Here is a 21,072-nt window from a genome sequence, read left to right on the forward strand (position 1 = left end):
TGTTTTTGAACGGTAGCCCCCAATTCCGTAGAGCTACCTCACCTGTCGCTGCTCTGCAGCATCTGGTGCTTTTCTTAGTTGAACGATAAATAATGCTTCACAAGTTTTTCATGGCTAACTTGATGAAACCTGAATGCTTCCGGATTACTTTTCGAATGATGACTTGTACGGGAATAGCGTGTCGAGAACCCTCTTGGCCAGCTGCCCACGTTTTTCCGTACCACTGACACTCGACACTTCATTGAAGCAGAACATTTGCATGCTGCGTCCGCGTACAAGTCGATAAAGCTTCATCGCCAAGTGTTCGCTACCAAGATCAACGTAGGAATAATCGATATCCACAGGAACGCCAATACCTTCAGCTGCTGCTACGTAGTGTGCCAGCGAGGACGGTAAGGAAATATCGTCAACGTGCCTGAACTTGTGCTTTGCGGTGGCATTGACTTCTTCGATAAAAGAACGTCGGATTATTTCGTGGATGCTCTTCCGCTGCGGGTGCGCTACATGGCGGAATTTTAGCGCTGTTGTCTTCCCATACTTATCCTGGATCAGGTCTGCATTGAGCTGAGCTGCTAGATTTACCGCGAGTCTAGGGTTCGTCGCCTCAGCATAATGCGCCTTGGCCAAAGAGTACTTGACTGCACCACTGCCGGTGTAGAACACGTTTGGTGACATCGGCCGCCCAAAGAAGATGTCGTCATTCACATAAATGAAATGCTCCGACAAGCCTCCGATATTGGAAAGCTGCGTTTCAATCGCATGTGAGTTGAACGTTGGTAGGCATTCTTCGGGAGAATCAAATATCTCGCTGTGACTCACCAGCTTAATTTTGGAATTTTCCGTGTTGAGCCAAGTCGGTGCTTGACCTGCAGTCACCAGGTAGATATTGCGGATCCATGGCATATTCATTTCCAGAGAACGCAACGAGTACTTCAATTCGTCGCGAGAGGTATATCGCGCCAAATCTCGGCTGCTTGGATGGGATGCACCGGCAGGAATTGACTGCTTAAATTCCCGATACGCTTCTTGCCATACTGGATCTGCCGAATCGACCCACGTGTATACGGCATCGACTGGCTCTGTGAAATCTTGAATATCTGGCATTATAGATTTGCCGTCGGAGTAAACAGCCCATACTGACCCCACACCGGAGTGGCGTCTAAATGATTTTCCGCGCTCGGGTGTCTGGCTATGGACCGTCCAAACGCTCAACGCGCCATAGCTCGCTGCATCCGAGCTCACTTTTGTCAGCTTGTAGCCAGCCTCTTGAAGTGCTGTAGCAAGCTTTTGCCATCCAGACTTCGAAACCGTCGAAACGCCACGTAGCCGGTCATCAAGATACTTGATCCCTAACGAGTCTGCCAGGGCGCGCGTAGCATCAACGTTAATCGATCTGATTTGTTCGATATCAAGATCTAGTGAACTTTGGCCACTCGTAGAGCACGTGAGGATTTTCTCCCAGAAGGCATCGGGCAGCTTACGACCAAGCTGGCCCCTCCATCCACGGAAACTCAAATCTCACACCATCCAGCACTCGTTGGTAAATCGCGACAAGCAAATTCGCTTCGCTATATTCAGGAACATTTTACAGGTTGTTCACTTTAAATTTGAACGACCAAAATCCCATATTAGTCTAAATCGGTTAATCTGTTACACGATGCAACCACATTTGCTAGCACAGCTGACTACCACACCTCAGAGCGGTGTCCACAACTCCAAAACCTAAATAATGGGCGGACGTCCGGAAAGCGTCATTCGCAACAACGTATTCCAACGTAGCTTTGCGCGCGGTTCCCGATACCAAGGACTGCCCTTCCAACCAGCTTTCCAGCCCGCTAGGTACTGCTTAACCGCAGACGAATTCTTCCGCAATCGCAAGCACTCGATTAGGGCCCATGAAGTTGGATAGATCCACAAGAATGGAGCCGGCAGGTTACGACGAGCGAGCCAAACACGATTGCGTGCATTCAAACGGTAGAACTCATCATGACGACGAGGATCAACCACGGGATGTCCGATGCGCATGTCGCCTGCATACCAAACGTAAGTACCGGTATCCCAGATCCGCCAGGCAAGCTCAATACCTTCATGGGCATACCAGAAGCCGCCCGCCCAGCCACCAGTGGCGTCGAAGAGCTCCCGAGTAGTAACTAGGCAAGTCTCCCCCACATGGAAAACCTTGCTTGGCTCTACAGCAGTTCGTTTCTTCAAGCGTGGGATCCAACGAGTAGGATCCAGATCACTATGTTCAGGATCGGTGATCCGCGGCTGCAGTAAGCCGAGCTTTGGATGTTGTCTAAAACGCGCTATTGCGGTAACTAAGAAATCATCGTCAAGGAACCAGGAATCATCATCTAGGAAACAAAGATACTCACCCGAAACTTGGGACACTCCAGCATTTCGTCCAGCAGGGATCCCAAGATTCTCCGGCAGGTGGTGCGTTTTTATGGTTTCAGGAATCCCTGTTGGGTCCCAACCGTTGCCAACGACGACGGCATCTATTTCTACACCTCGTTGGGACAGCAATGAGTCCAAGGCGCGACGAAGCTCAACGGGACGGTTGCCCATCGTTAGGACAACCACGCCGATCCGCGGTGTTAGCTGCTGACTCATGCGCTACCCCTTCAATTCAAATTCAACGGTTCATCGGTTCTAAACCTTCAGCCGCGCAGAAACCATATTCGAGAGAAAATGACCAACATTAACTAGTAGGCACGCTGGTAGGAGAATCCAGATTAACCATTTCTCTGCAAGCCCAGGGGAACCGCTAACGGCAGAAATGATGGAACAAGCCAAAATGATCAGACTCAGTTCCACTGCATGCAACAGCTTGTGGAAGGGGAGGAACTTCGACAAGGAACGCAACCTGCCGATAACCGTCGTGGTGGGAACCGCACGTGCGGCTGCCGTATCCGGCAGTTTAGGCAGCCCCGCCATACCGCGGGCGGCATGGACCATAAGTGATTGTGAACGGTTTAGCACCAGGAGCACAGCCAAACAGGCGCCCATGAATAGCGTAGGCCAGGCCAGGGTTGTTGTTGCACCATCTGTTGAGAGTTCCTTAAACACACGATAGCCAAGGGCTATCGGGATCAAAGCCTCTGTTGTGTGGTGCCCAACCATATCGATGAAAATGCCACGCGGGGATTGGGAAGCGCGCCAACGTGCGACTTCCCCATCCGAGCAATCGAAATACAGCTGGACCTGCGACAACACCACGGCCAAGACCGGCCCCCAAATGCCGGGGATAAGCAGGGCCAATGACATGCACCAACCCGATAAAATCATCAAACCGGTAACGCCGTTCGCACTGATCCTAGTACGGACCAATACTGCCGTCAGATAAATAGAGATGTGGCGTAAGTAGAGTTCAGCTGTCCAGTGTTCAGCATTCTTGCGCGCCTTTACTTCTGGTGGCTGACATACGGCGCGTAGCTGATCCAGTGTAGGATTTCTGGGTCGTTCTATCTTCACTTAACGCGTCCTTTGTCCACAGTTCCAGCGGCACCGAATATGCGTCCCTTAAGGTATCCTGCTGCCCATGGCAGGTGGATTGCTTGGAACGCTCCGGCAGTCAGAACCTTTTCCTTCATGCCCTGCGCGTTGGAATTAATTCCTGCGGCGAGAGTCGCTGCGGTATAGACAACCGGGGCTAGTCGAGCCGAATCGACCAAGAACTGGACTTGTCGAGATACATGTCCTCGAATCAGCGGAGCTGCAAACGTTGCAAGGATGCCTGACACTACCCCAGCCAGCAGAACAGGCGGCATGTCGTGGCGTATCGATTTGCCCTCCGGGAAACGTCGGGCAATTTCTCCCCGCCAAGTTCCGGAAGCATAAGACTGACGAACTAATGCCTTAAAATTATCACGCGGGTAGTAACCAACCTTCAATTCTGGGTCGAACCAGACCTTGTGGCCAGCCTGACGAATCCGCAAGCAAAGTTCCCAATCTTGGGCACGCCACATTTCTTCATCGTAGAAACCGACTTCATCGAACACCTCGCGGCGGAAAATACCCAAGTACGCGGACTCAGCCTCGCCTTCTGGAGCGCCCGAGTGATAAGCCGGACCACCAAAACCAAATTTTGAGTGGTACGCAGCGGCGATTGCGCGTTGTTTCGGAGTACGTCCCCGCGCATCCATCAACCCACCCACGTCATGGGCGCCAACTCGGTAAAGCGTTTCCACGCCACGGCGAGTGTAGTTTGCAGGTAGCTCGCTATGCGCGTCCACACGCATAACGATTGGATGCGATGACTTTTTGACCGCCAAATTTAGGGCAATTGGAGTACGTCCTTTAGGGTTATCCACCAAGACGATTCGCGAGTCGGATTCAGCCAAGCGCGCAGCAACTACGTTAGTGTCGTCGCTACTTGGCCCTAAGGCAATGACTAGCTCTTTTTCACCTTCATAGTCTTGAGTAAGGATCGAACGAACGGCCTCTTTAAGATATTCGGCTTCGTTAAGTACAGGCATGATGTAGGATACGCCAGGGGTTTCAGTCATTCGTTATTTACTTCTTCGCATTCTGATGCTTTTGGTATTCCTTGATTACTTCTTCAGGAGAACCGTCCATCATCTGCACACCTTTTTCAATCCAGATACACCGATTGCAGGTTTCCTTGATGGAATTCATCGAGTGGGAAACGTTGAAAATTGTCCCAGCACTATCTCGGATCTCGCGGATTTTCGCTTCACTTCGCTTACGGAACTTAGCGTCACCCACAGCCAAGGCTTCGTCAATAATTAAGATGTCGTGCTTCTTGGATGCGGCAATTGCGAACTTCAAACGGGCGCTCATACCAGAAGAATAAGTATTCATGGGAAGATCGATAAACTCTTCAAGCTCAGCGAACTTGGTTATGTCTTCACGCATCAATTCGACCTGTTCCCGGTCGTACCCGAGGGCCAAGCCACCAAGGGTGATGTTCTTATCACCCGAGAGGTCAGGGATGAGCGCAGCGCCAACGCCAAGCAAGCTTGGACGCGAACGCGCGAACACAGAGCCACTCGATGGAGGCGTCAATCCTGTGATGGCTTTAAGCAAGGTTGACTTACCTGAACCGTTGGATCCAATGACACCTATTGATTCATTCTCATATGCGACAAAAGTTATGCCCTTGAGCGCGTGTACGGTTCTGACGCCTTTAAGCCTAGGCTGCAGAAGCCGTCTCGCACCAGCGTTACCGACGGCTTTGCCACTGGAGAAAACCTCGTATTTAACATGGAGGTTATCCACAAATACGACCGGATTGCGGGACCCGTCAATCTTGAGTTGCGAATTCTCAATTTGCTCAGGTTTGACGACATCGATGAAGGAGGTATCGTCAGAAAATATCGGTGCCGGCTCGTATTCTGGATGGAGATCCGGATTGATTAGATCATCAAAACTAATTCGCACGGCCGTAACGCTCCTCCGCTTTCCAGAAGTAAATCAAACCAACCAGCAAGGTAACAACTGACCAAGCAGCAACTAGCGGCCAAGCCCAAGCATCATAGACGGCATCATTCATGATCATGCCTCGAGCAATCTGCAGGGTCTGGTACAAGGGATGGATATCGAAGACTGCAATCATCCAAGGCCATTGGTTCAATAAACGGTCAGCGCTGAACAGTACGCCAGAGGTGTAGAAGAGCACACGCGTCAGAATTGGCAAAATCTGGGTAAAATCCCGGACGTGGACTGTAATTCTGGCACAAATCAGTGCAATGCCCATGTTGAAAACAGTGAACAGTGCAAGCAACGGGATAATTCCGAACCAGGACCATTTCGGAGTGGTGCCCAGAATCATGGCATAAACGAACATTACCGCAAGCATTGGCATGAGCATCAGGAAGTTCTGAGTTACTTGGGCTACGGGTAGCGACAAACGAGGAAAAGCCAGTGACTGCACCAGTGCCTTGTTACCTGTAATCGACTTTGCGCCACCATTCATCGATGTCGTGAAGAATTCAAACAAGAACACTCCAATAATCACAAAGACCGGAAAATCTGGACCTTTCTTGCCGCCCATGAGAACCCCGAAGATTGCACCGTACATAATCGCATTGAACGTTGGCTTCAGGACGACCCAAATCATTCCCAAACGGTTCTTCTGGTTTTGCGACTGGACACGAGCCTTCGCAAGTTCGTAAATGAACTCACGACGCTGCCATGTCTGCTTCAGATAGTTGACCAGAGTAGGTCTTGCGCCAACTCGGTGCAAGCCGTACTTCTCGGCCTCCTCCGCAACTGTCATGCTGAATATGTCCTCTTGTTCGAATGCGTCTTCATTGCATTAACGGCTAAGCATAGATGTTCAAAGTCTAGTGGATTGTTTGACCTTCTTCAGGCTTTCGCCATTCCGTCGAGTGTAGTTCATCCCACATCCAATGTTATGGAGCTTCGGGAGGGTTGTCCCTTAGATATTCAGCCATGGTGTCATTCAGCAGGGCCTCGCCGATTTGTTCAATCGCAAGCTCGCTTGGTAGCTCGATTGACTGACCGTCCGGGCTGGTTGCCGACCCAGCGGTAGGCATCGTAAACATGGCCATGTTATTGGTGTCTACGTTCTTGAGCTGCATCCCCAACCCGACGAGCGTTGCTGCGTCGAAGCTTTCATCGAATGTCAGATAAGGGGAGACTTTGTCAACGATGTTGTAAAGCTTGACCGGATTCGTGAGCGTCTCAGAGGATAAAACTTGATTAGCTGCTGACGCAATAAATTTCCGCTGGTTGGCCACGCGTTGATAGTCACCGTTAGTGAAGGATTTGCGTTCGCGGACGAAACGTAGCGCCCGGTCTCCTTCCAAAGTTATATCTCCGGCGGGGAAGAAGTAATCAGTGTCATGGGCTGTAAACGGAATTTCGTTATTGACAGTGACACCGCCCAAGGCAGTAGAGAGTTCTTTGAACCCTTCGAAGTCCACCATGGCAATATGATCAATCTTGTTATCGAATAGACCTTCAACCGTTTGCAAGAGCAGCGGAACCCCGCCGAGCGAAATCGCCGCGTTCAACTTATTTCTTCCATGCCCGGGGATATCTATATACATGTCTCTGACCATTGACATTACATAGACTTGCGAACGATCCTCTGGGATGTGAACAAGCATCATTGAATCGCTACGTTGAGACACTGCACCGCTTAGTGCGGCGGATTCTCCGGTGCCCCCATCTGCATGGTCTACACCTAACAATAATATATTTATCGACGTATCTTCTGGAGACTTAACCGGGCGGGCTTGTTGCTCAGCCTCAGAAAAGCCCAAAGAAACCGTGTTGGATTTTGTGTTGAACTGACGTTGCAGATCAAACAAGACGTACCCCGCACCCAAAACCGCAACGAGCAATACGGCGACGATCGACGCAATAATTCCTTGCGTCCGTTTTTTCTTCTGTCGTTCTGCTCTGCTTCTAGCGCTTCGCGATAGAAATACTGCGCTATCTGCTTCTTCGATTTTCATTCCTACTCCAACTGAACTGCGCACCCCCAAGCCAACGAGGACACCAGGCGGCTTTGCGCAATGAAAAAGACTACCCAAGATAATTGTGATTATCCTGAGTAGCCTTAGTCAGATACTAGTCATCCATCTTCGCTACGAAGTCTTTCAACCAGGTTTTCAGACCAGGACCAACTGAGTCGTGATCAACAGCGAGGGTAATATTCGCTTGCAGGTAGCTGAGTTTGTCTCCGGTATCGTAACGTCGACCGCGGAAGATGACAGCATGCACGCCGGAACCTTCACCTTCAGCAGATGCGAGTACCTGAAGAGCATCGGTAAGCTGGATCTCGTTGCCACGACCAGGAGCAGTGTGCTCCAACACCTCGAAGACTCGAGGATGCAACAGATACCTGCCAATTACTGCAAGGTTGCTCGGCGCCTGATCGATTGCTGGCTTTTCAACCAGTCCGTTGACCTTGACATATTCTTCGCCATCTACAGGGCTTACATCAGCGCAACCATATGCACTGATCTTTTCTGGATCAACTTCCATCAAGGCAATAACCGATCCTCCGGTTTTGCCCTGTACTTCAGCCATAACCGAAAGAAGTTCATCGCGCTCGTCGATTAGATCGTCTCCAAGCAAAACCGCGAATGGTTCGTTGCCCACGTGCTGCTTGGCGCAGAGTACTGCGTGACCGAGGCCTTTAGGATCCCCCTGTCGAACATAATGAATGTCTCCCAGATGGGTCGCCTCATGGATGGCGTCTAGTTTCTTTTTGTCGCCCTTGGCCTCAAGCGAGTACTCCAAGGATGGGACGCGGTCAAAGTGGTCTTCCAAGGCGCGCTTGCTTCGTCCGGTAACCATCAAAAGATCAGTAAACCCCGCCTTTACTGCTTCCGCAACTACGTACTGAATTGCGGGTTTGTCGACGACTGGCAACATTTCCTTGGGCATTGCCTTTGTTGCCGGCAAGAATCGCGTCCCCAGCCCTGCTGCGGGAATGACTGCTTTTTTAATGGCCGAATGTGACATCTTTGAAACCTGTCCAGTTGGTGCGAGTGGTACTACAAGTAGTCCATTTTATCTCTAGAATATGGAAAAACCAATTTCGAATGCTACTGCTTAGTAAGCCGCCTAATTACAGCCCGGGGGAAGTATTCATCAACGTCTCCGCCAAGAGCCTGCACTTCCTTGAGCAAAGACGAAGAGAGATGCGTGTAGCGCGTATCAGCCTGCAAGAAAACAGTCTCAACTCCAGTGAGATGACGATTCATCGTTGCCATCGGAATCTCATAGGCGTAGTCAACAGTGCTACGCAATCCCTTGACAATTGCTTCGGCTCCCTGCTCCTTGCAGAAATCAGCTAGCAGGCCTTGGCCCATCGGCACAGCGGAAACCCCACGCAGCCCACCAACGGTTTCCTCAACCATAGCGACGCGCTCCTCTTCACTGAAGCGGTACTTTTTGGAGTAATTAGTGGACACGGCCACGATCACCTCATCAAAAAGGCTCGCTGCACGCGCAATGATTTCGACGTGTCCATTATGAATTGGGTCAAAAGAACCCGGGCATACCGCTCTTCGCATGATCTGAATCTATCAAGAACTCTTGCCGATTAGGCGATCTGGTGTGAATGTCTCGTAAAGATTCAATGACTTAATACCCTTGATCCTCTGTACACAGGACGATAATGAAAACATGAGCATTGAATTCACTCCGTGGCAGAGAACTGCCCACGGTGCCAACCTACTAGATTCCATTGGCCAGCCTGGAGTGACGATCTTCGAAGAAATCACGGAATTGGCTAACCGTCATAAGGCAATTAATCTTGGGCAAGGATTCCCAGATTCCGAGGGTCCAGAAGAGATCAAGCAGATTGCTGTAGATGCGATCCAAAATGGCGCTAACCAGTACGCGCCAGGTTCAGGGACTCCGCTACTTCGCGAAGCCATCGTTGCTCATCAGGAACGATTTTATTCTTTGGAGCTTGATGCCGAGTCCGAGGTCGTCATTTCCACAGGAGCGACAGAAGCTATCGCTGCTTCTCTGCTGGCTTTCCTGGAACCCGGCGATGAGGTTGTGACCTTTGAGCCTTATTACGATTCCTATGCCGCCATGATCGGATTGACCAATGCAGTACATAAGGTCGTTCAGCTCAAGGCTCCGAATTTCGAGCCAGATTTGGATGACCTTCGACGCGCGGTCACCGACAAGACGCGATTAATCCTCGTGAACAATCCTCATAATCCTACTGGCACCATATTAGATGTTTCAGTGCTCCAAGAAATCATTGCCCTGGCACATCAGCACAACTGCATCATCATTGCCGATGAGGTCTATGAACATCTGACTTTCGGTGTGCGACATGTTCCAATCGCGCGCCTGCCCGGTGGCTTGGAACGAACCATCACCATTTCGTCAGCGGGCAAATCCTTCTCCTTTACCGGCTGGAAAGTAGGCTGGGCAACCGGCCCACGCGAACTGATCACCGCCGTCCGTACTGTGAAACAGTTCCTTACCTACTCCTCAGGCCCAGCTTTCCAACCTGCTGTAGCGCAAGCGCTACAACTTCCAGATGCCTTTTTCGAGCGCTTCGCTGCAGATCTAGGACAGGCGGGAGAAATTCTCGCATCAGGCCTGGAAACAGCTGGCATCCAGGTTATTCGCCCAAAGGGTACCTACTTCTTGGTTGCTGATGTACGCAGCTTTAGATTGAATGACGCTGCTGAAGTGGCACGAATGATGCCCGAGCGCATCGGCGTTGCGGCGATACCGATGTCCGCCTTTGTTCATCCCGAAAATCACAAAGACTACCAAGGCCTGTTGCGCTTCGCCTTCTGCAAAAAGCCTGACGTGATTTCCGATGCAGTTCAGCGATTGCAGCTCCTGCCAGAGGTGCTCTCCAAATGACGCGAAAGCCGGCAAAACGGTGGCTTGGTTTCGTCCAGGAACACGCCACGATTTACGACGATGACTTGATCCCCGGGTCAAAAATCCTCGCCATCGGCGACGCACCCCAGTCGCATGTTAATCTTTCGCATCCCGAAGAAGTCTTCTACGAATATCTCGCACGCATTGCCAATCATCTGAAGGTCCTGCGCCCAGAAGAGCGTCCAATGAAGATGCTGCATCTCGGTGCAGGAGCCTTGACCTTGGCTCGCTGGGCGAGTGTGGTTTATCCATCAAGTTCACACATAGCTGTAGACATTGAGCGGGAACTTCTTGATTTCGTCCTCACGCATCTGCCATTGCCTCAAGGCTGCGATTTGTCACCAATTGTTGCAGATGCAAGGAGCGTGCTTGCTGAACAATTGGTCGATGAAAAGTTTGACGTCATCGTTCTGGATATCTTCTCTGGCCCGGAAGCACCAGAACACCTGACCACTGACGGCTACTACGCAGAACTCAAGAATTCCTTGTCCCAAGACGGATTGCTCTTCGTGAACATTGGCGATGATCCTCCACTGGATTTCACGTGTTCTCAAATTGAGGCAGCGAGTTCCAGCTTTGAATTCGTGATGCTAAGTTCTAGTCCGGAAATGTTTACCAAGCGCTTCCCCGGGAACCTGGTTCTCACAGCATCACCCCAACGATTCCGGGAAGATCAAATACACCAGTGCCAGGCGGCGGGGCCATTCCCGTCAGAAGTTCGCCATTCGATGGATCTAGATGGGTTCTGCAAACCATAGGTGCGTTTCGCCGTATTTCTTGTCGGCGAACTTCTCCATGGTGCTCGGCCATGTTGGTTCCGGTGAACGCCCTGAACGCTCCACTATGACCGTGGCATCTTCAGCTAGGATTCTGGATATTTTCTCGAGCGTAGCAGCCAGTTCTTCTTCAGTCAGCGGGTAGGGAGGATCCAGCAAGACGACGTCAAAGGTCTTGCTGGGCACTCCCGAAACGGCGTTGTAATAACCATCGAGGATGCTATCAACAGTCCCGCGTTGAACCGTCACGGTATCGGTCTTCAAAACCTTGTTCACCAGTGCCGCATTCTGCTGGCAAACAGAGACCGCTTTGGGCGCCTTTTCTACAAGAACAACCTGCCGCGCACCGCGACTGGCTGTCTCGATTCCTAGCGACCCGGAACCTGCAAAGAGATCCAGCACTCGTGCGCCAGAGAGAATATCCCAGCTTTCCAAACGAGAGAAGAGGGCCTCTTTGACTCGGTCCGTTGTCGGGCGTGTTGCGTCACCAGGTACGGACTTCAGTGGATGCCCGCCGGCGGCTCCAGCGATAATACGGCTCATTGCCTAGGTCTTCCTTCAATCAGTTCTTATTCAAAAATTCTTTGGTGGATTCATCAAGCCAATTCCCGGCCGCAACCAGGAGCCCGGGCTGATGACGTCCCCAGCTGCCATCGGCAAGGAGAATCCCCACATCGGTTCTAGCCTGCTCAATGAGCGAGCGATCCTTGATGATGCTCAGTTCCCGCAACGACGAGCGGCTGCCCGATTGCTGAACGCCCAAGATATTTCCTTCTTTGCGTTCTGCCAGGTCGGCCTCGGCTAGCTCAAAACCATCGATTGTTGACTCGATCGTCTTCAATCGTCCAACTGACGGATGGTCCGCATCCAACCATGTGGTCATGAGGCACGTCCCAGGAAATCCGCCACGGCCTACGCGGCCACGTAGCTGGTGGAGCTGCGAGATGCCAAAACGCTCAGCATCCATGATCACCATCAACGTCGCATTATGAACGTCAACACCGACTTCAATGACTGTCGTAGAAATCAGCACGTCAATTTCGCCACGTGCAAAGGATTCCATGGTTTCTTGCTTCTCTGCTGCATCCAGTTGGGAGTGCAACGCTTCGGTACGTATCCCAACAAATTCAGGCATACCAGCCAGCATCTCTTGCATGGCTTCTACGCTCATGGTTTGTCCGGCAGAATCTTCATAGGACGCCACGAGAACGCCTTGTTCCGCTGACGTGTCCGAAATTCTTGGACACACCACGTAGACTTGGTGGCCCTTCTCCACTTCTTCAATGATTCTTGAGAATAGCCTGCCGCGGAAACCAGTCAGCTGCATTGGCACAATATGCGTTTGGATCGGCGCGCGACCGGCAGGCAGGCGTTTGATAGTCGACGTGTCCAAATCACCGAACACGGTCATAGCGACTGTTCTCGGTATTGGCGTAGCAGTCATGACCAGGGTGTGCGGAACCGAGCCTCCCGCCTTAGCTCGCAAGGCATCGCGCTGTTCAACGCCAAAACGATGCTGCTCGTCCACGACTACAAGGCCGAGATCGGTAAACTGCACATGATCGCCCAGTAGGGCATGCGTGCCAATAATCAGTCCGGTCTCACCGCTGGCAATACCTAATAAAGCTTCACGACGCTGCGCAGTTTTTGCCGAACCTGTTAGGAGCGCGACTCCGGTACCTTCACCTTCACCGAACAATCCGGGTTCTGCAAGGTTGCCAAGCATCTTCTTGATCGACGCATAGTGCTGTGCGGCCAGGACTTCTGTTGGCGCTAAGAGTGCTGCTTGTCCTCCGGCATCGATCACCTGCAAGATGGCACGTAACGCGACAATGGTCTTGCCGGAGCCTACCTCTCCCTGAAGCAATCGATGCATTGGATGTGGCTGTGCCAGGTCCAAGGAGATTTGTTCTCCTACAAGGACCTGGTCTTCAGTCAAGGTAAATGGCAGTTGGGCATCAAATTTATCGGCAAGTCGACCTGGCACCTGTGGGCGCGCGATAGCTTTCTGCGCTCCTAGCTGGCGGCCGCGTTCCCCTAATGCCAGCTGCAGCATGAAGGCTTCTTCAAACGCAAAGCGCTGTCGAGCCATGTAAGCGTGCTTGATTTCTTTGGGAAAGTGTCGATCCAAGAACGCTTGATGGCGTAGCGGGTAATGATGGGTGCGTAGAAGTTCTGCTGGAAGAAATTCAGGAAGGTTCTGGTCTGTGAATTGTTCCAGCAACAGCGCCATCAAATCCCTGATGCGCTTATTTGGCATCTTTGCCGAAGCGGGATAGATGGGGATAGGTCGAGGATCCGCTTGCGACGCCTCATCCAGGATCGCGTATTCAGGCTGACTCAGTTGCAGGTGGTCATGGTACCATCCAACCTTGCCGCTGAACATTGCAATTGCTCCAATGTGCAGATCCGTTCGTGCTTGATAACCATTGAAGAAGGTCATCTTCAGCTCTTGGCCACCTGCGCTAAGCTCATCGCTTACTGTAACTTCAAAAATGAAACCGCGACGCGAGTGCATCTGTCTCTGGCTAACGTTGATAACCTGGGCCACAACGGTGACGTGCTCGTCAAAGGGAAGCTCGGAAATTGGAGTGAGCTCGCCTACTTCAACATACCGACGCGGAAAATGCCAGAGGAACTCCCCCACTGTGCTGTAGCCAAATGCCTTTTCCAATGCACCGGCATTCTTGTGCCCTAAGAATGATGAGAGATCAGTGCTCTCAAAAGTCGTTAATGTAATTTCACTCATTGTTGGTGCACAGATCGGTGACGCTGATGTTGACTGGGTCGCCATGTTTCTTTATCAGTTCCAACGCCGGTTCGGCTTCAGGCACGTGGACGTGGACACGCCATCTATAGGTGTCTTCCTCCAGCTGGTTAACTGGAGACATGATCACTGAGTTGCCTATTGAATCCAGTTGTCCGCGCAGCATGGCGGCGCCTAAGGCGTCTAAGGAAACGGTACACATCACCTCAACACCTGATTCTGTTTCTTCAGTCAGGTGGATGTGCGGGTCTTGCAATCGGTAACCGTGGAAGTCGTCGTAGGACTCAAAGTCGGTAGATTCGCTGCGAATAGCGGCGCATAGCTCATCGATGATGATCAGCATGCCGACGGCTCCAGCGTCGACAACGCCAGCCTTAATGAGACTCGGAAGTTCAGATTCCGTACCTCTGACGGCAAGCTGAGCTGCTTGGGTCATTTGCGTGAGGACAGCATCGAGTGCTGCTCGACTATCCGGATCTGTCTTCAAGTGCGCGAGCGTTGAGCCAGCGGCCAAAGAAATTGCGTTGATCACCGAAAGCATAGTGCCTTCGACGGGTTCGCTGAGAGCCGACCATGAACGCACCTTGGCTCGTTCAAGACCGAGCGCTAGCAACGGTGCAGTTAGTCGTTCGTGGCCACTCCACGGTTCACTAAGCCCACTCAAGAAGACTGCGAGTAGTGTTCCTGAGTTGCCGCGCGCTGATTCCATCGAAGCCCGCGCTGCAACTTCAAGAAAACCGCCAATGTCGTCGCTTTCCAATTTGCTAATGGCGTCGTGCCCCGCTCTCGCGGTCAAATACAGGTTGCTACCAGTATCGCCATCTGCCACTGGGAACACGTTAATCGCGTTCAACCTGTCAGAGTGGTTCCCGAGACTCTTGACGCTTCGGGCGAGCCACTCTCGGATGGCACGCACGGACGTATCGAGTTTGTGGGGCGTCATGGAAAGTCGTTCCTTAGGTGGTCTTACTGCGACAAGTCGGTAGATGATACGAAATCATCAACCGTGTCATTCTGCAATGCTTCGCCAAACTTAGCAATCGTATCCATGTCAGGAACGACGATTGACTGCCCATCGGCTGAACGGCCTGGACCGTTATTTGGCAGGGTGAAGAATTCCATATCACCGGAACGGATGTTAATCATCGAAGACGCTAATGAGGCAATCTTGCCAGCATCCAGAGTTTCGTCAACGGCCACATATGGGGCGATCTCTTCAACTACGGACTGGATCTTCGTGGGGCTGGTCAGAGTTTCCTTGGAAAGTATTTGACCAATCAAAGCTTTGACAAACAGCTGCTGGTTCTTCACACGACGGTAGTCGCTACCACCTGGTCCGGTAAACGCCTTACGCTCACGGACAAAGGCTAATGCTTCGTCGCCGTCAAGCGTCTGCACGCCCTGTGGGAAGAAGTAGCCCTTGACATGAACAGGACTGAAAGCGATCGGGTTATCGACGGTTACCCCACCGACAGCATTGGTCAGGCCCTTGAAGCCTTCAAAGTCAATGGATGCTACATGGTTGATCCGGATGCCGAAGAGACCTTCAAGAGTTTCGACGGCCTTTGGAACACCGCCGCTGGCGAATGCACGGTTAATCTTCGCAGTACCGACGCCAGGGATGTCTAGCCAAGTATCACGCATGATCGAGGTGACAAATACGTTTTTTCGGTCCGAAGGAATATGCACCAACATCATGGTGTCGGAGCGTCCACCACCTGGGAGCGTCGCGAACTCATCATCCGCTGCATCGTCGCTACGCACGGCACGAGTATCAGTACCCAACAGAAGTACGTTAACCGCATCCTTCGATTCTTCTTTCACCTCCGGACGCGTTTCTTCCGCGGGGAAAGCATCGGTAATTTTGGTGCTGTTGTCATTGAACGTTCTACTGAGGTTCCAGGCGTAACCACCAGCGACTAGTCCAGCGACAACCACCAGAGCAAGGATGCTCAGGATAATAGTTCGACCCGTGTGTTTCTTTTTCTGGCGTGGTCTCACCGGATGCTCTTCAAACGACATATGCTACCTTTCACAGTTTCAGCTGACTACATCTTATCTTTCAGACTGTCGATGTAGGCTTATAACGTGTTTAAAATCAGTGTCTCCGCACGACTGTCACCAAAACTTAATCGAATAGTGGGTCGTGGTTCAGCAATAGCCGGAATCGGGCTGCTTTCCGTAACTGGTCTCGCCGGTTGCGCATCAGTTGCCTCCGTGGACGCTGCCCCAGACGCAGCAAACCCGCTTTGTGCGGAAATGATGGTTGTCCTGCCCGAAGCCATCGATGATGCGGAACGCCGTTCAACGACATCCCAGGCAACGGCAGCCTGGGGTGATCCTTCAAAAGTCGTCCTGCGTTGCGGTGTCGAAGTTCCAGGACCAACAACTGACCCTTGCGTATCCGTAAATGAAGTTGATTGGGTAGCTCATGAGGATGAAGCAACAAGTATTTGGACCTTGACTACATATGGCCGGATGCCAGCGACCGAAGTTGTCCTTGACCCTAATGTCATCCCGTCTAGTACAGTGCTCGCTACGCTTTCAGACGCTGCGCAGAAGATCCCAGCTTCCAAGAAGTGCGTCAGCGTTGACAAGTCAGTGAACTTGTAAGCAATTCTTCTACAAAAACTTTGGGGTGTGTTGAATTTTCAACACACCCCAAACTTTCTTCGATTTGTCTTGGCTTAGCGCAGACCGATGTTCCGATCGGTAGCCAGTCCAATCAGCTCATCAATAAGTTCACGGTACTCAATTCCCGTTTTGGCCCACATTTGCGGGTACATGCTTGAAGGCGTGAAGCCTGGCATGGTGTTAATTTCATTGATGATCCACTCCCCTTCAGGAGTGTAGAAGAAATCAACGCGTGATAGGCCTTCTGCATCGATAGCGTCGAAGGCCTTCACCGCCAGATCGCGGATCTCGCGCGTGGCTTCTTCGCTCAAATCTGCTGGGCAGCTGAGCTCGGCCGCAGCGCCATCAACATACTTAGCCTCGAAATCATAGAACGTATGCTCGTTATCGGCCACCGCGATTTCGCCTGGCAATGAAGCACGCGAAGGTTCGCTACCGCGGCCTTCAAGGACACCGCATTCGATTTCACGGCCAACGATCCCCTGCTCGATAATCACCTTAGGATCCTCTGCACGGGCAATCTCAATCGCTGCACGAAGCCCAGAAAGCTCAACTACCTTGGTGATGCCGACCGAAGATCCTGCGCGTGCCGGCTTGACGAACAACGGGTACTGCAGCTCTTCGCAACGCTTCATGGCAGCTTCGCTGTTGCGCAGCCACTGCTTGTTGGTGATGACTTCGTACGGGCCTACCTTGAAGCCTGCCCCTTCGAAGACAACCTTCATGAAATGCTTATCCATGCCCATCGCGCTGGCTGCGATACCGGAGCCAACGTAGGAAACACCGGCCATTTCCAGCATGCCCTGGATTGACCCATCCTCGCCAAATGGACCATGAAGCAACGGGAAGACCACGTCTATCTCGCCCAGATCTGCCACCGTGGAGTCCGAGTAGGACAGCAATGATGTCTTCTGCGCGTCGGTGGAAAGGTGCACCGGATGATCCACCGAGGAAATCTCTGGCAGCTTGCCAGTATTTAGTGCCCAGCCTTCTGGATCCTCATCCAGCAGTGTCCAACCGCCGTCGCGGGTGATGCCCACCGGAACGATTTCAAAACGTTCGCGGTCGATAGCGTGCATGACGCCGGCCGCAGTAACGCAGGAAACCGAGTGCTCTGAGGAGCGGCCACCGAAGAGCAAGAGGACGCGTAGCTTGCGTTCAGTCATTAGTGACGTTCTCCTTCAGATTTCAATTCACGCGACAACAGGCGTGCAGCCATATTTTCAACGCTCAAGGTGCCTTCCAGGACCATGACCACTGCTTCGGTGATTGGCATTTCCACGTTATGTGCTCGGGAAAGGTCGAATACCGCACGTGCTGATTTGATGCCTTCCGCAGTCTGCGACATGCGGTCATTGACCTCTTCCAGGAAGAGCCCCTGGCCAAGCAGGCGTCCTGCAGTGTTGTTGCGGGACAGCGAGGAAGAACAGGTAGCCACGAGGTCGCCTAGGCCAGAAAGGCCTGCCAAGGTGTCCAAACGACCGCCGAGGGCGAGGACCAAGCGAGTGGTTTCAGCCAAGCCACGCGTGATGACAGTGGACTTGGTATTGTCGCCCATTCCCATGCCATCGCACATGCCAACGGCAAGGGCAATGATGTTCTTGACGATTCCGCCAAGCTCAACACCCAAGACATCGTCATTGGTGTAGGGACGGAAGTAGGGAGCGGAACACAGTTCAGCGATCCACTGCGCAATATCAGGATCGGTACAGGCTACGACCGAAGCAGTTGGCTGCTCTCGTGCGATTTCCATGGCGAGGTTTGGACCGGACAGCACAGCGATCTGCTTTGCAGGCAGCCCGGTAACTTCAGCGATGACCTGGCTCATGCGCAGATCTGTTCCGCGTTCAAGACCCTTCATCAATGAAAGCAATACCGCGCCGGGTTCAAAGAATTCTTTGAACTTCGCCAATTCCTGGCGCAACGACTGTGCCGGAATTGCCAGGACCACAAGGCCAGCGCCGGTAAGAACAGTCTTTGGATCCGATGACGCCGTGATGTTGGCGGGAAGCTTTGTCTCGCGCAGGTAGCGTGAATTGGTATGGCGTTCGTTGATTTCATTGGCGGCGTCTTCGCGACGAGCCCAAATCTGAACCGCGATTCCCGTATCTGCAACGGAATCGGCAAGCACCTTGGCGAAGGTTGTCCCCCAGCTGCCAGCGCCCATGACGGCGATTTTGCGTGGTAGCGGCTTAGTCAATGTCAGTCCTCTGGAAGGTGATGATCAAGGTAATTAGTTATCCGGGGTATCGAAATTTCGTCCAGTCTTCGACTGGCCATGCTTGCTGGGATCCCATCGAGCAGCTGGTGCTTCTTCTTGGCGCAGTTCTGCGGTCAGTGCGGTGATCGCGTCCATGATGCGATCGGTGGCTTCTTGCAGCGCTGCACGAGTACGCGGGCCTCCACGCAAGTCATCAAGGTCCACTGGCTGCCCTACAGACACGGTGACGTGCTTTCGCGGGAACGGATACATTTTCTTGGAATAGCGCGGCAGCAGTTCCTGGTCGCCCCAGTGAGCCATCGGCACCACTGGTGCGCCGGTCTGCAGGGCCAAACGTGCGGCACCAGTTCGTCCAACCATTGGCCACAGATTAGGGTCGCGGGTCAGCGTGCCTTCCGGGTAAATGACAATGACACCGCCGGCGTCCAGTACTTTTTGGGCGGCGGCCAGTGATTCGCCAGCGTTGGATGCGCTGCGCGACACCGGGACCTGGCCGGTCTCGCGCAGCATCCATCCGAGCACGGGAATCTTGAACAAGGATTCCTTGGCCAGCCAGCGTGGCAGCCGGCCATTGCTGTAAATAGCATGGCCGACAACCAGCGGATCAATCTCGGTAAGATGATTGGGGCAGAGGATGTACCCGCCCGGCGGGAGGGTCTCGAAGCCCTTCCACGTTTTGCCCATCAAACCGTTCATGGCAGAACGGACAATGCCCGCCAATAGCGAGAAGACCCGTTTAGTCTTGGCAGATTCGCCAGGGGCCAGAATCTTTACCACGAATCTGATCCCCTTTAGTTGCTCAGCTCGACATTTGCGCCTAGGGCCTGCAGCTTCTCCATGAAGTGCTCGTAACCTCGGTTGATGATCTCAATGCCGGTGACTTTGCTGGTGCCTTCGGCAGCCAGGGCAGCGATCAAATGGGAGAATCCGCCACGAAGATCTGGAACATCGATGTCAGCACCGGTCAGCTTCGCTGGGCCTACGACAACAGCAGAATGCTTGAAGTTGCGCTGTCCAAAGCGGCAGGGGGTGGACCCGAGGCAGTCGGTGTGAACCTGGACGGTGGAACCCATGCGAACCAACGCATCAGTGAATCCGAAGCGGTTCTCATACACGGTCTCGTGAATGACCGATACGCCCTTGGCCTGGGTCAGGGCAACTACCAGCGGCTGCTGCCAGTCAGTCATGAAGCCCGGGTGGACGTCGGTTTCCAGGATCAGCGGATTAAGGTCTCCACCTGGGTGATAGAAGCGAATGCCGTCGGACTTGACGTCGAATTCGCCACCGATCTGGCGGTAGACGTGCAGGAAAGCGGTCAAATCACGCTGGGTCGCATCCTGGACAAAAATATCGCCCTTGGTGACCAGCGCGGCAGAGGCCCATGATGCGGCTTCGTTGCGGTCTGGCAAAGCGGAGTGGTCAAAGCCCGAAAGCTTATCGACACCCTGAATGCGGATCACGCGGTCACGGTGCACAGAGATGATGGCACCCATCTTCTGCAGCAGCGAGATCAGGTCCAGGATTTCTGGTTCAATGGCCGCATTGCTGACTTCGGTGACTCCCTTGGCTCGAACGGCCGAGAGCAGTACCTGTTCGGTGGTGCCAACGCTTGGGTACTGCAATTCAACCTTGGCACCGGTCAGTCCGTTAGGGGCCGAGATGCGGATGCCATCAGCGGCCTTGTCAACGAGGGCGCCAAAGTCGCGCAGTACTTCCAGATGGAAGTCAATCGGTCGGTCGCCGATGCGGCAGCCACCCAAGTCCGGGATGAACGCTTCGCCCAGAGCGTGGATCAGTGGTCCGCAGAAAAGAATAGGGATACGCGAGTCACCGGCATGGGCATCGATCGCCTGGTTCGAGGCGGTCTTGACCTGGGTAGGGTCCATGGTGAGATCGCCGGTTTCAGGGTCCTGATCAACCTTGACACCGTGGATTTCAAGAAGGCTGCGCACGACAGCTACATCTTTGATCTCCGGTACGTTGCGCAATACCGAAGGGGTATCGCCAAGCAGAGCCGCGACCATGGCTTTTGGCACTAGGTTCTTTGCTCCGCCGACTCGTACGGTGCCCTTAAGCGGGACACCACCATGGATCGTCAGGATCTTACCCATGTATGAATTACCTCATCGCGTAGTCGTTATCGCCCGCCGAAGCTTCTAGGCTTTCGAACTGGCAGGACTAAGTAAGCATACCGCCTCTGTACCTGCCAGTATGCCCAGATCATCTCGTGGCGCACACATTGTGAGCATGCTTTCAGACAGACCTATTATGCTCTGCCAAAAATCATTCCATTTGGAATGCAATGATCCGCT

At 52.7% G+C, this 21,072-nt stretch carries 20 protein-coding genes; 3 read left to right on the forward strand and 17 right to left on the reverse strand.

Annotated elements, in window-relative coordinates; all coding sequences use genetic code 11:
- Window positions 1–144 precede the first annotated feature (144 nt).
- The 9 genes from ACRDT3_RS07855 to coaD all read right to left on the reverse strand — a co-directional run bounded on the left by ACRDT3_RS07855 (window position 145) and on the right by coaD (window position 9,017).
- On the reverse strand, window positions 145–1,515 hold the full coding sequence (locus ACRDT3_RS07855; protein WP_431492441.1) for a stealth conserved region 3 domain-containing protein: 1,371 nt from the start codon (window positions 1,513–1,515) through the stop codon (window positions 145–147).
- Between the two features lie 207 nt (window positions 1,516–1,722).
- Window positions 1,723–2,613 carry a glycosyltransferase family 2 protein gene (locus tag ACRDT3_RS07860; protein ID WP_431492442.1) on the reverse strand — a complete coding sequence of 297 codons (891 nt, stop codon included), beginning with the start codon at window positions 2,611–2,613 and terminating at the stop codon, window positions 1,723–1,725.
- A gap of 39 nt (window positions 2,614–2,652) precedes the next feature.
- Window positions 2,653–3,474, reverse strand: a complete 822-nt coding sequence (locus ACRDT3_RS07865) for a CDP-alcohol phosphatidyltransferase family protein (protein ID WP_431492443.1) — start codon at window positions 3,472–3,474, stop codon at window positions 2,653–2,655.
- Window positions 3,471–4,508 (reverse strand): glycosyltransferase family 2 protein, encoded by a 1,038-nt coding sequence (locus ACRDT3_RS07870; protein ID WP_431492444.1) that lies wholly within the window; start codon window positions 4,506–4,508, stop codon window positions 3,471–3,473. Before ACRDT3_RS07870 ends, ACRDT3_RS07865 begins: the two co-directional genes overlap by 4 nt.
- Window positions 4,509–4,515: 7 nt before the next feature.
- Window positions 4,516–5,403, reverse strand: coding sequence for an ABC transporter ATP-binding protein (locus ACRDT3_RS07875; protein ID WP_431492445.1), 888 nt, complete (start codon window positions 5,401–5,403; stop codon window positions 4,516–4,518).
- On the reverse strand, window positions 5,393–6,241 hold the full coding sequence (locus ACRDT3_RS07880; RefSeq protein WP_431492446.1) for an ABC transporter permease: 849 nt from the start codon (window positions 6,239–6,241) through the stop codon (window positions 5,393–5,395). The genes ACRDT3_RS07875 and ACRDT3_RS07880 overlap by 11 nt, the downstream gene beginning before the upstream one ends.
- Before the next feature lie 136 nt (window positions 6,242–6,377).
- Window positions 6,378–7,448, reverse strand: a complete 1,071-nt coding sequence (locus ACRDT3_RS07885; protein ID WP_431492447.1) for an LCP family protein — start codon at window positions 7,446–7,448, stop codon at window positions 6,378–6,380.
- 115 nt (window positions 7,449–7,563) lie between these two features.
- A complete protein-coding gene (gene galU / locus ACRDT3_RS07890) occupies window positions 7,564–8,463 on the reverse strand; it encodes a UTP--glucose-1-phosphate uridylyltransferase GalU (protein ID WP_431492448.1) in 900 nt (299 codons plus the stop codon).
- An 83-nt stretch (window positions 8,464–8,546) separates the two neighbouring features.
- Entirely contained in the window at window positions 8,547–9,017 is a 471-nt protein-coding gene (coaD, locus tag ACRDT3_RS07895; protein WP_431492449.1) for a pantetheine-phosphate adenylyltransferase, read from the reverse strand.
- 112 nt (window positions 9,018–9,129) lie between these two features.
- Here coaD and ACRDT3_RS07900 point away from each other — a divergent pair, with 112 nt between their 5' ends.
- Window positions 9,130–10,341: an aminotransferase class I/II-fold pyridoxal phosphate-dependent enzyme gene (locus tag ACRDT3_RS07900; protein WP_431492450.1), complete on the forward strand. Its 1,212-nt coding sequence runs from the start codon at window positions 9,130–9,132 to the stop codon at window positions 10,339–10,341.
- Entirely contained in the window at window positions 10,338–11,120 is a 783-nt protein-coding gene (locus ACRDT3_RS07905) for a spermidine synthase (protein ID WP_431492451.1), read from the forward strand. The genes ACRDT3_RS07900 and ACRDT3_RS07905 overlap by 4 nt, the downstream gene beginning before the upstream one ends.
- Here the strand turns inward: ACRDT3_RS07905 and rsmD are convergent.
- From rsmD to ACRDT3_RS07925, 4 genes are read right to left on the reverse strand one after another with little or no spacing between them, the layout of a single operon-like run.
- Window positions 11,097–11,681, reverse strand: coding sequence for a 16S rRNA (guanine(966)-N(2))-methyltransferase RsmD (gene rsmD / locus ACRDT3_RS07910; RefSeq protein ID WP_431492452.1), 585 nt, complete (start codon window positions 11,679–11,681; stop codon window positions 11,097–11,099). The genes ACRDT3_RS07905 and rsmD overlap by 24 nt on opposite strands.
- Window positions 11,682–11,700: 19 nt before the next feature.
- On the reverse strand, window positions 11,701–13,887 hold the full coding sequence (locus tag ACRDT3_RS07915) for an ATP-dependent DNA helicase RecG (RefSeq protein WP_431492453.1): 2,187 nt from the start codon (window positions 13,885–13,887) through the stop codon (window positions 11,701–11,703).
- On the reverse strand, window positions 13,880–14,848 hold the full coding sequence (locus tag ACRDT3_RS07920; protein ID WP_431492454.1) for a DAK2 domain-containing protein: 969 nt from the start codon (window positions 14,846–14,848) through the stop codon (window positions 13,880–13,882). The genes ACRDT3_RS07915 and ACRDT3_RS07920 overlap by 8 nt, the downstream gene beginning before the upstream one ends.
- 23 nt (window positions 14,849–14,871) lie before the next feature.
- Window positions 14,872–15,927 (reverse strand): LCP family protein, encoded by a 1,056-nt coding sequence (locus ACRDT3_RS07925; RefSeq protein WP_431492455.1) that lies wholly within the window; start codon window positions 15,925–15,927, stop codon window positions 14,872–14,874.
- A 114-nt stretch (window positions 15,928–16,041) separates the two neighbouring features.
- Here ACRDT3_RS07925 and ACRDT3_RS07930 point away from each other — a divergent pair, with 114 nt between their 5' ends.
- Window positions 16,042–16,518, forward strand: a complete 477-nt coding sequence (locus ACRDT3_RS07930; protein WP_431492513.1) for a DUF3515 domain-containing protein — start codon at window positions 16,042–16,044, stop codon at window positions 16,516–16,518.
- A 74-nt stretch (window positions 16,519–16,592) separates the two neighbouring features.
- Here the strand turns inward: ACRDT3_RS07930 and ACRDT3_RS07935 are convergent, their stop codons facing one another.
- The 4 genes from ACRDT3_RS07935 to murA are packed head-to-tail and all read right to left on the reverse strand — an operon-like array spanning window position 16,593 to window position 20,871.
- On the reverse strand, window positions 16,593–17,705 hold the full coding sequence (locus tag ACRDT3_RS07935; protein ID WP_431492456.1) for a D-alanine--D-alanine ligase family protein: 1,113 nt from the start codon (window positions 17,703–17,705) through the stop codon (window positions 16,593–16,595).
- Window positions 17,705–18,745, reverse strand: coding sequence for an NAD(P)H-dependent glycerol-3-phosphate dehydrogenase (locus ACRDT3_RS07940; protein ID WP_431492514.1), 1,041 nt, complete (start codon window positions 18,743–18,745; stop codon window positions 17,705–17,707). The genes ACRDT3_RS07935 and ACRDT3_RS07940 overlap by 1 nt, the downstream gene beginning before the upstream one ends.
- Before the next feature lie 27 nt (window positions 18,746–18,772).
- Window positions 18,773–19,537, reverse strand: a complete 765-nt coding sequence (locus ACRDT3_RS07945; protein WP_431492457.1) for a lysophospholipid acyltransferase family protein — start codon at window positions 19,535–19,537, stop codon at window positions 18,773–18,775.
- Window positions 19,538–19,551: 14 nt separating this feature from the next.
- Entirely contained in the window at window positions 19,552–20,871 is a 1,320-nt protein-coding gene (gene murA, locus ACRDT3_RS07950) for a UDP-N-acetylglucosamine 1-carboxyvinyltransferase (protein ID WP_431492458.1), read from the reverse strand.
- Between the last annotated feature and the right edge of the window lie 201 nt (window positions 20,872–21,072).

The organism is Glutamicibacter sp. (assembly GCF_050701915.1).
Taxonomy (GTDB): Bacteria; Actinomycetota; Actinomycetes; order Actinomycetales; family Micrococcaceae; genus Glutamicibacter.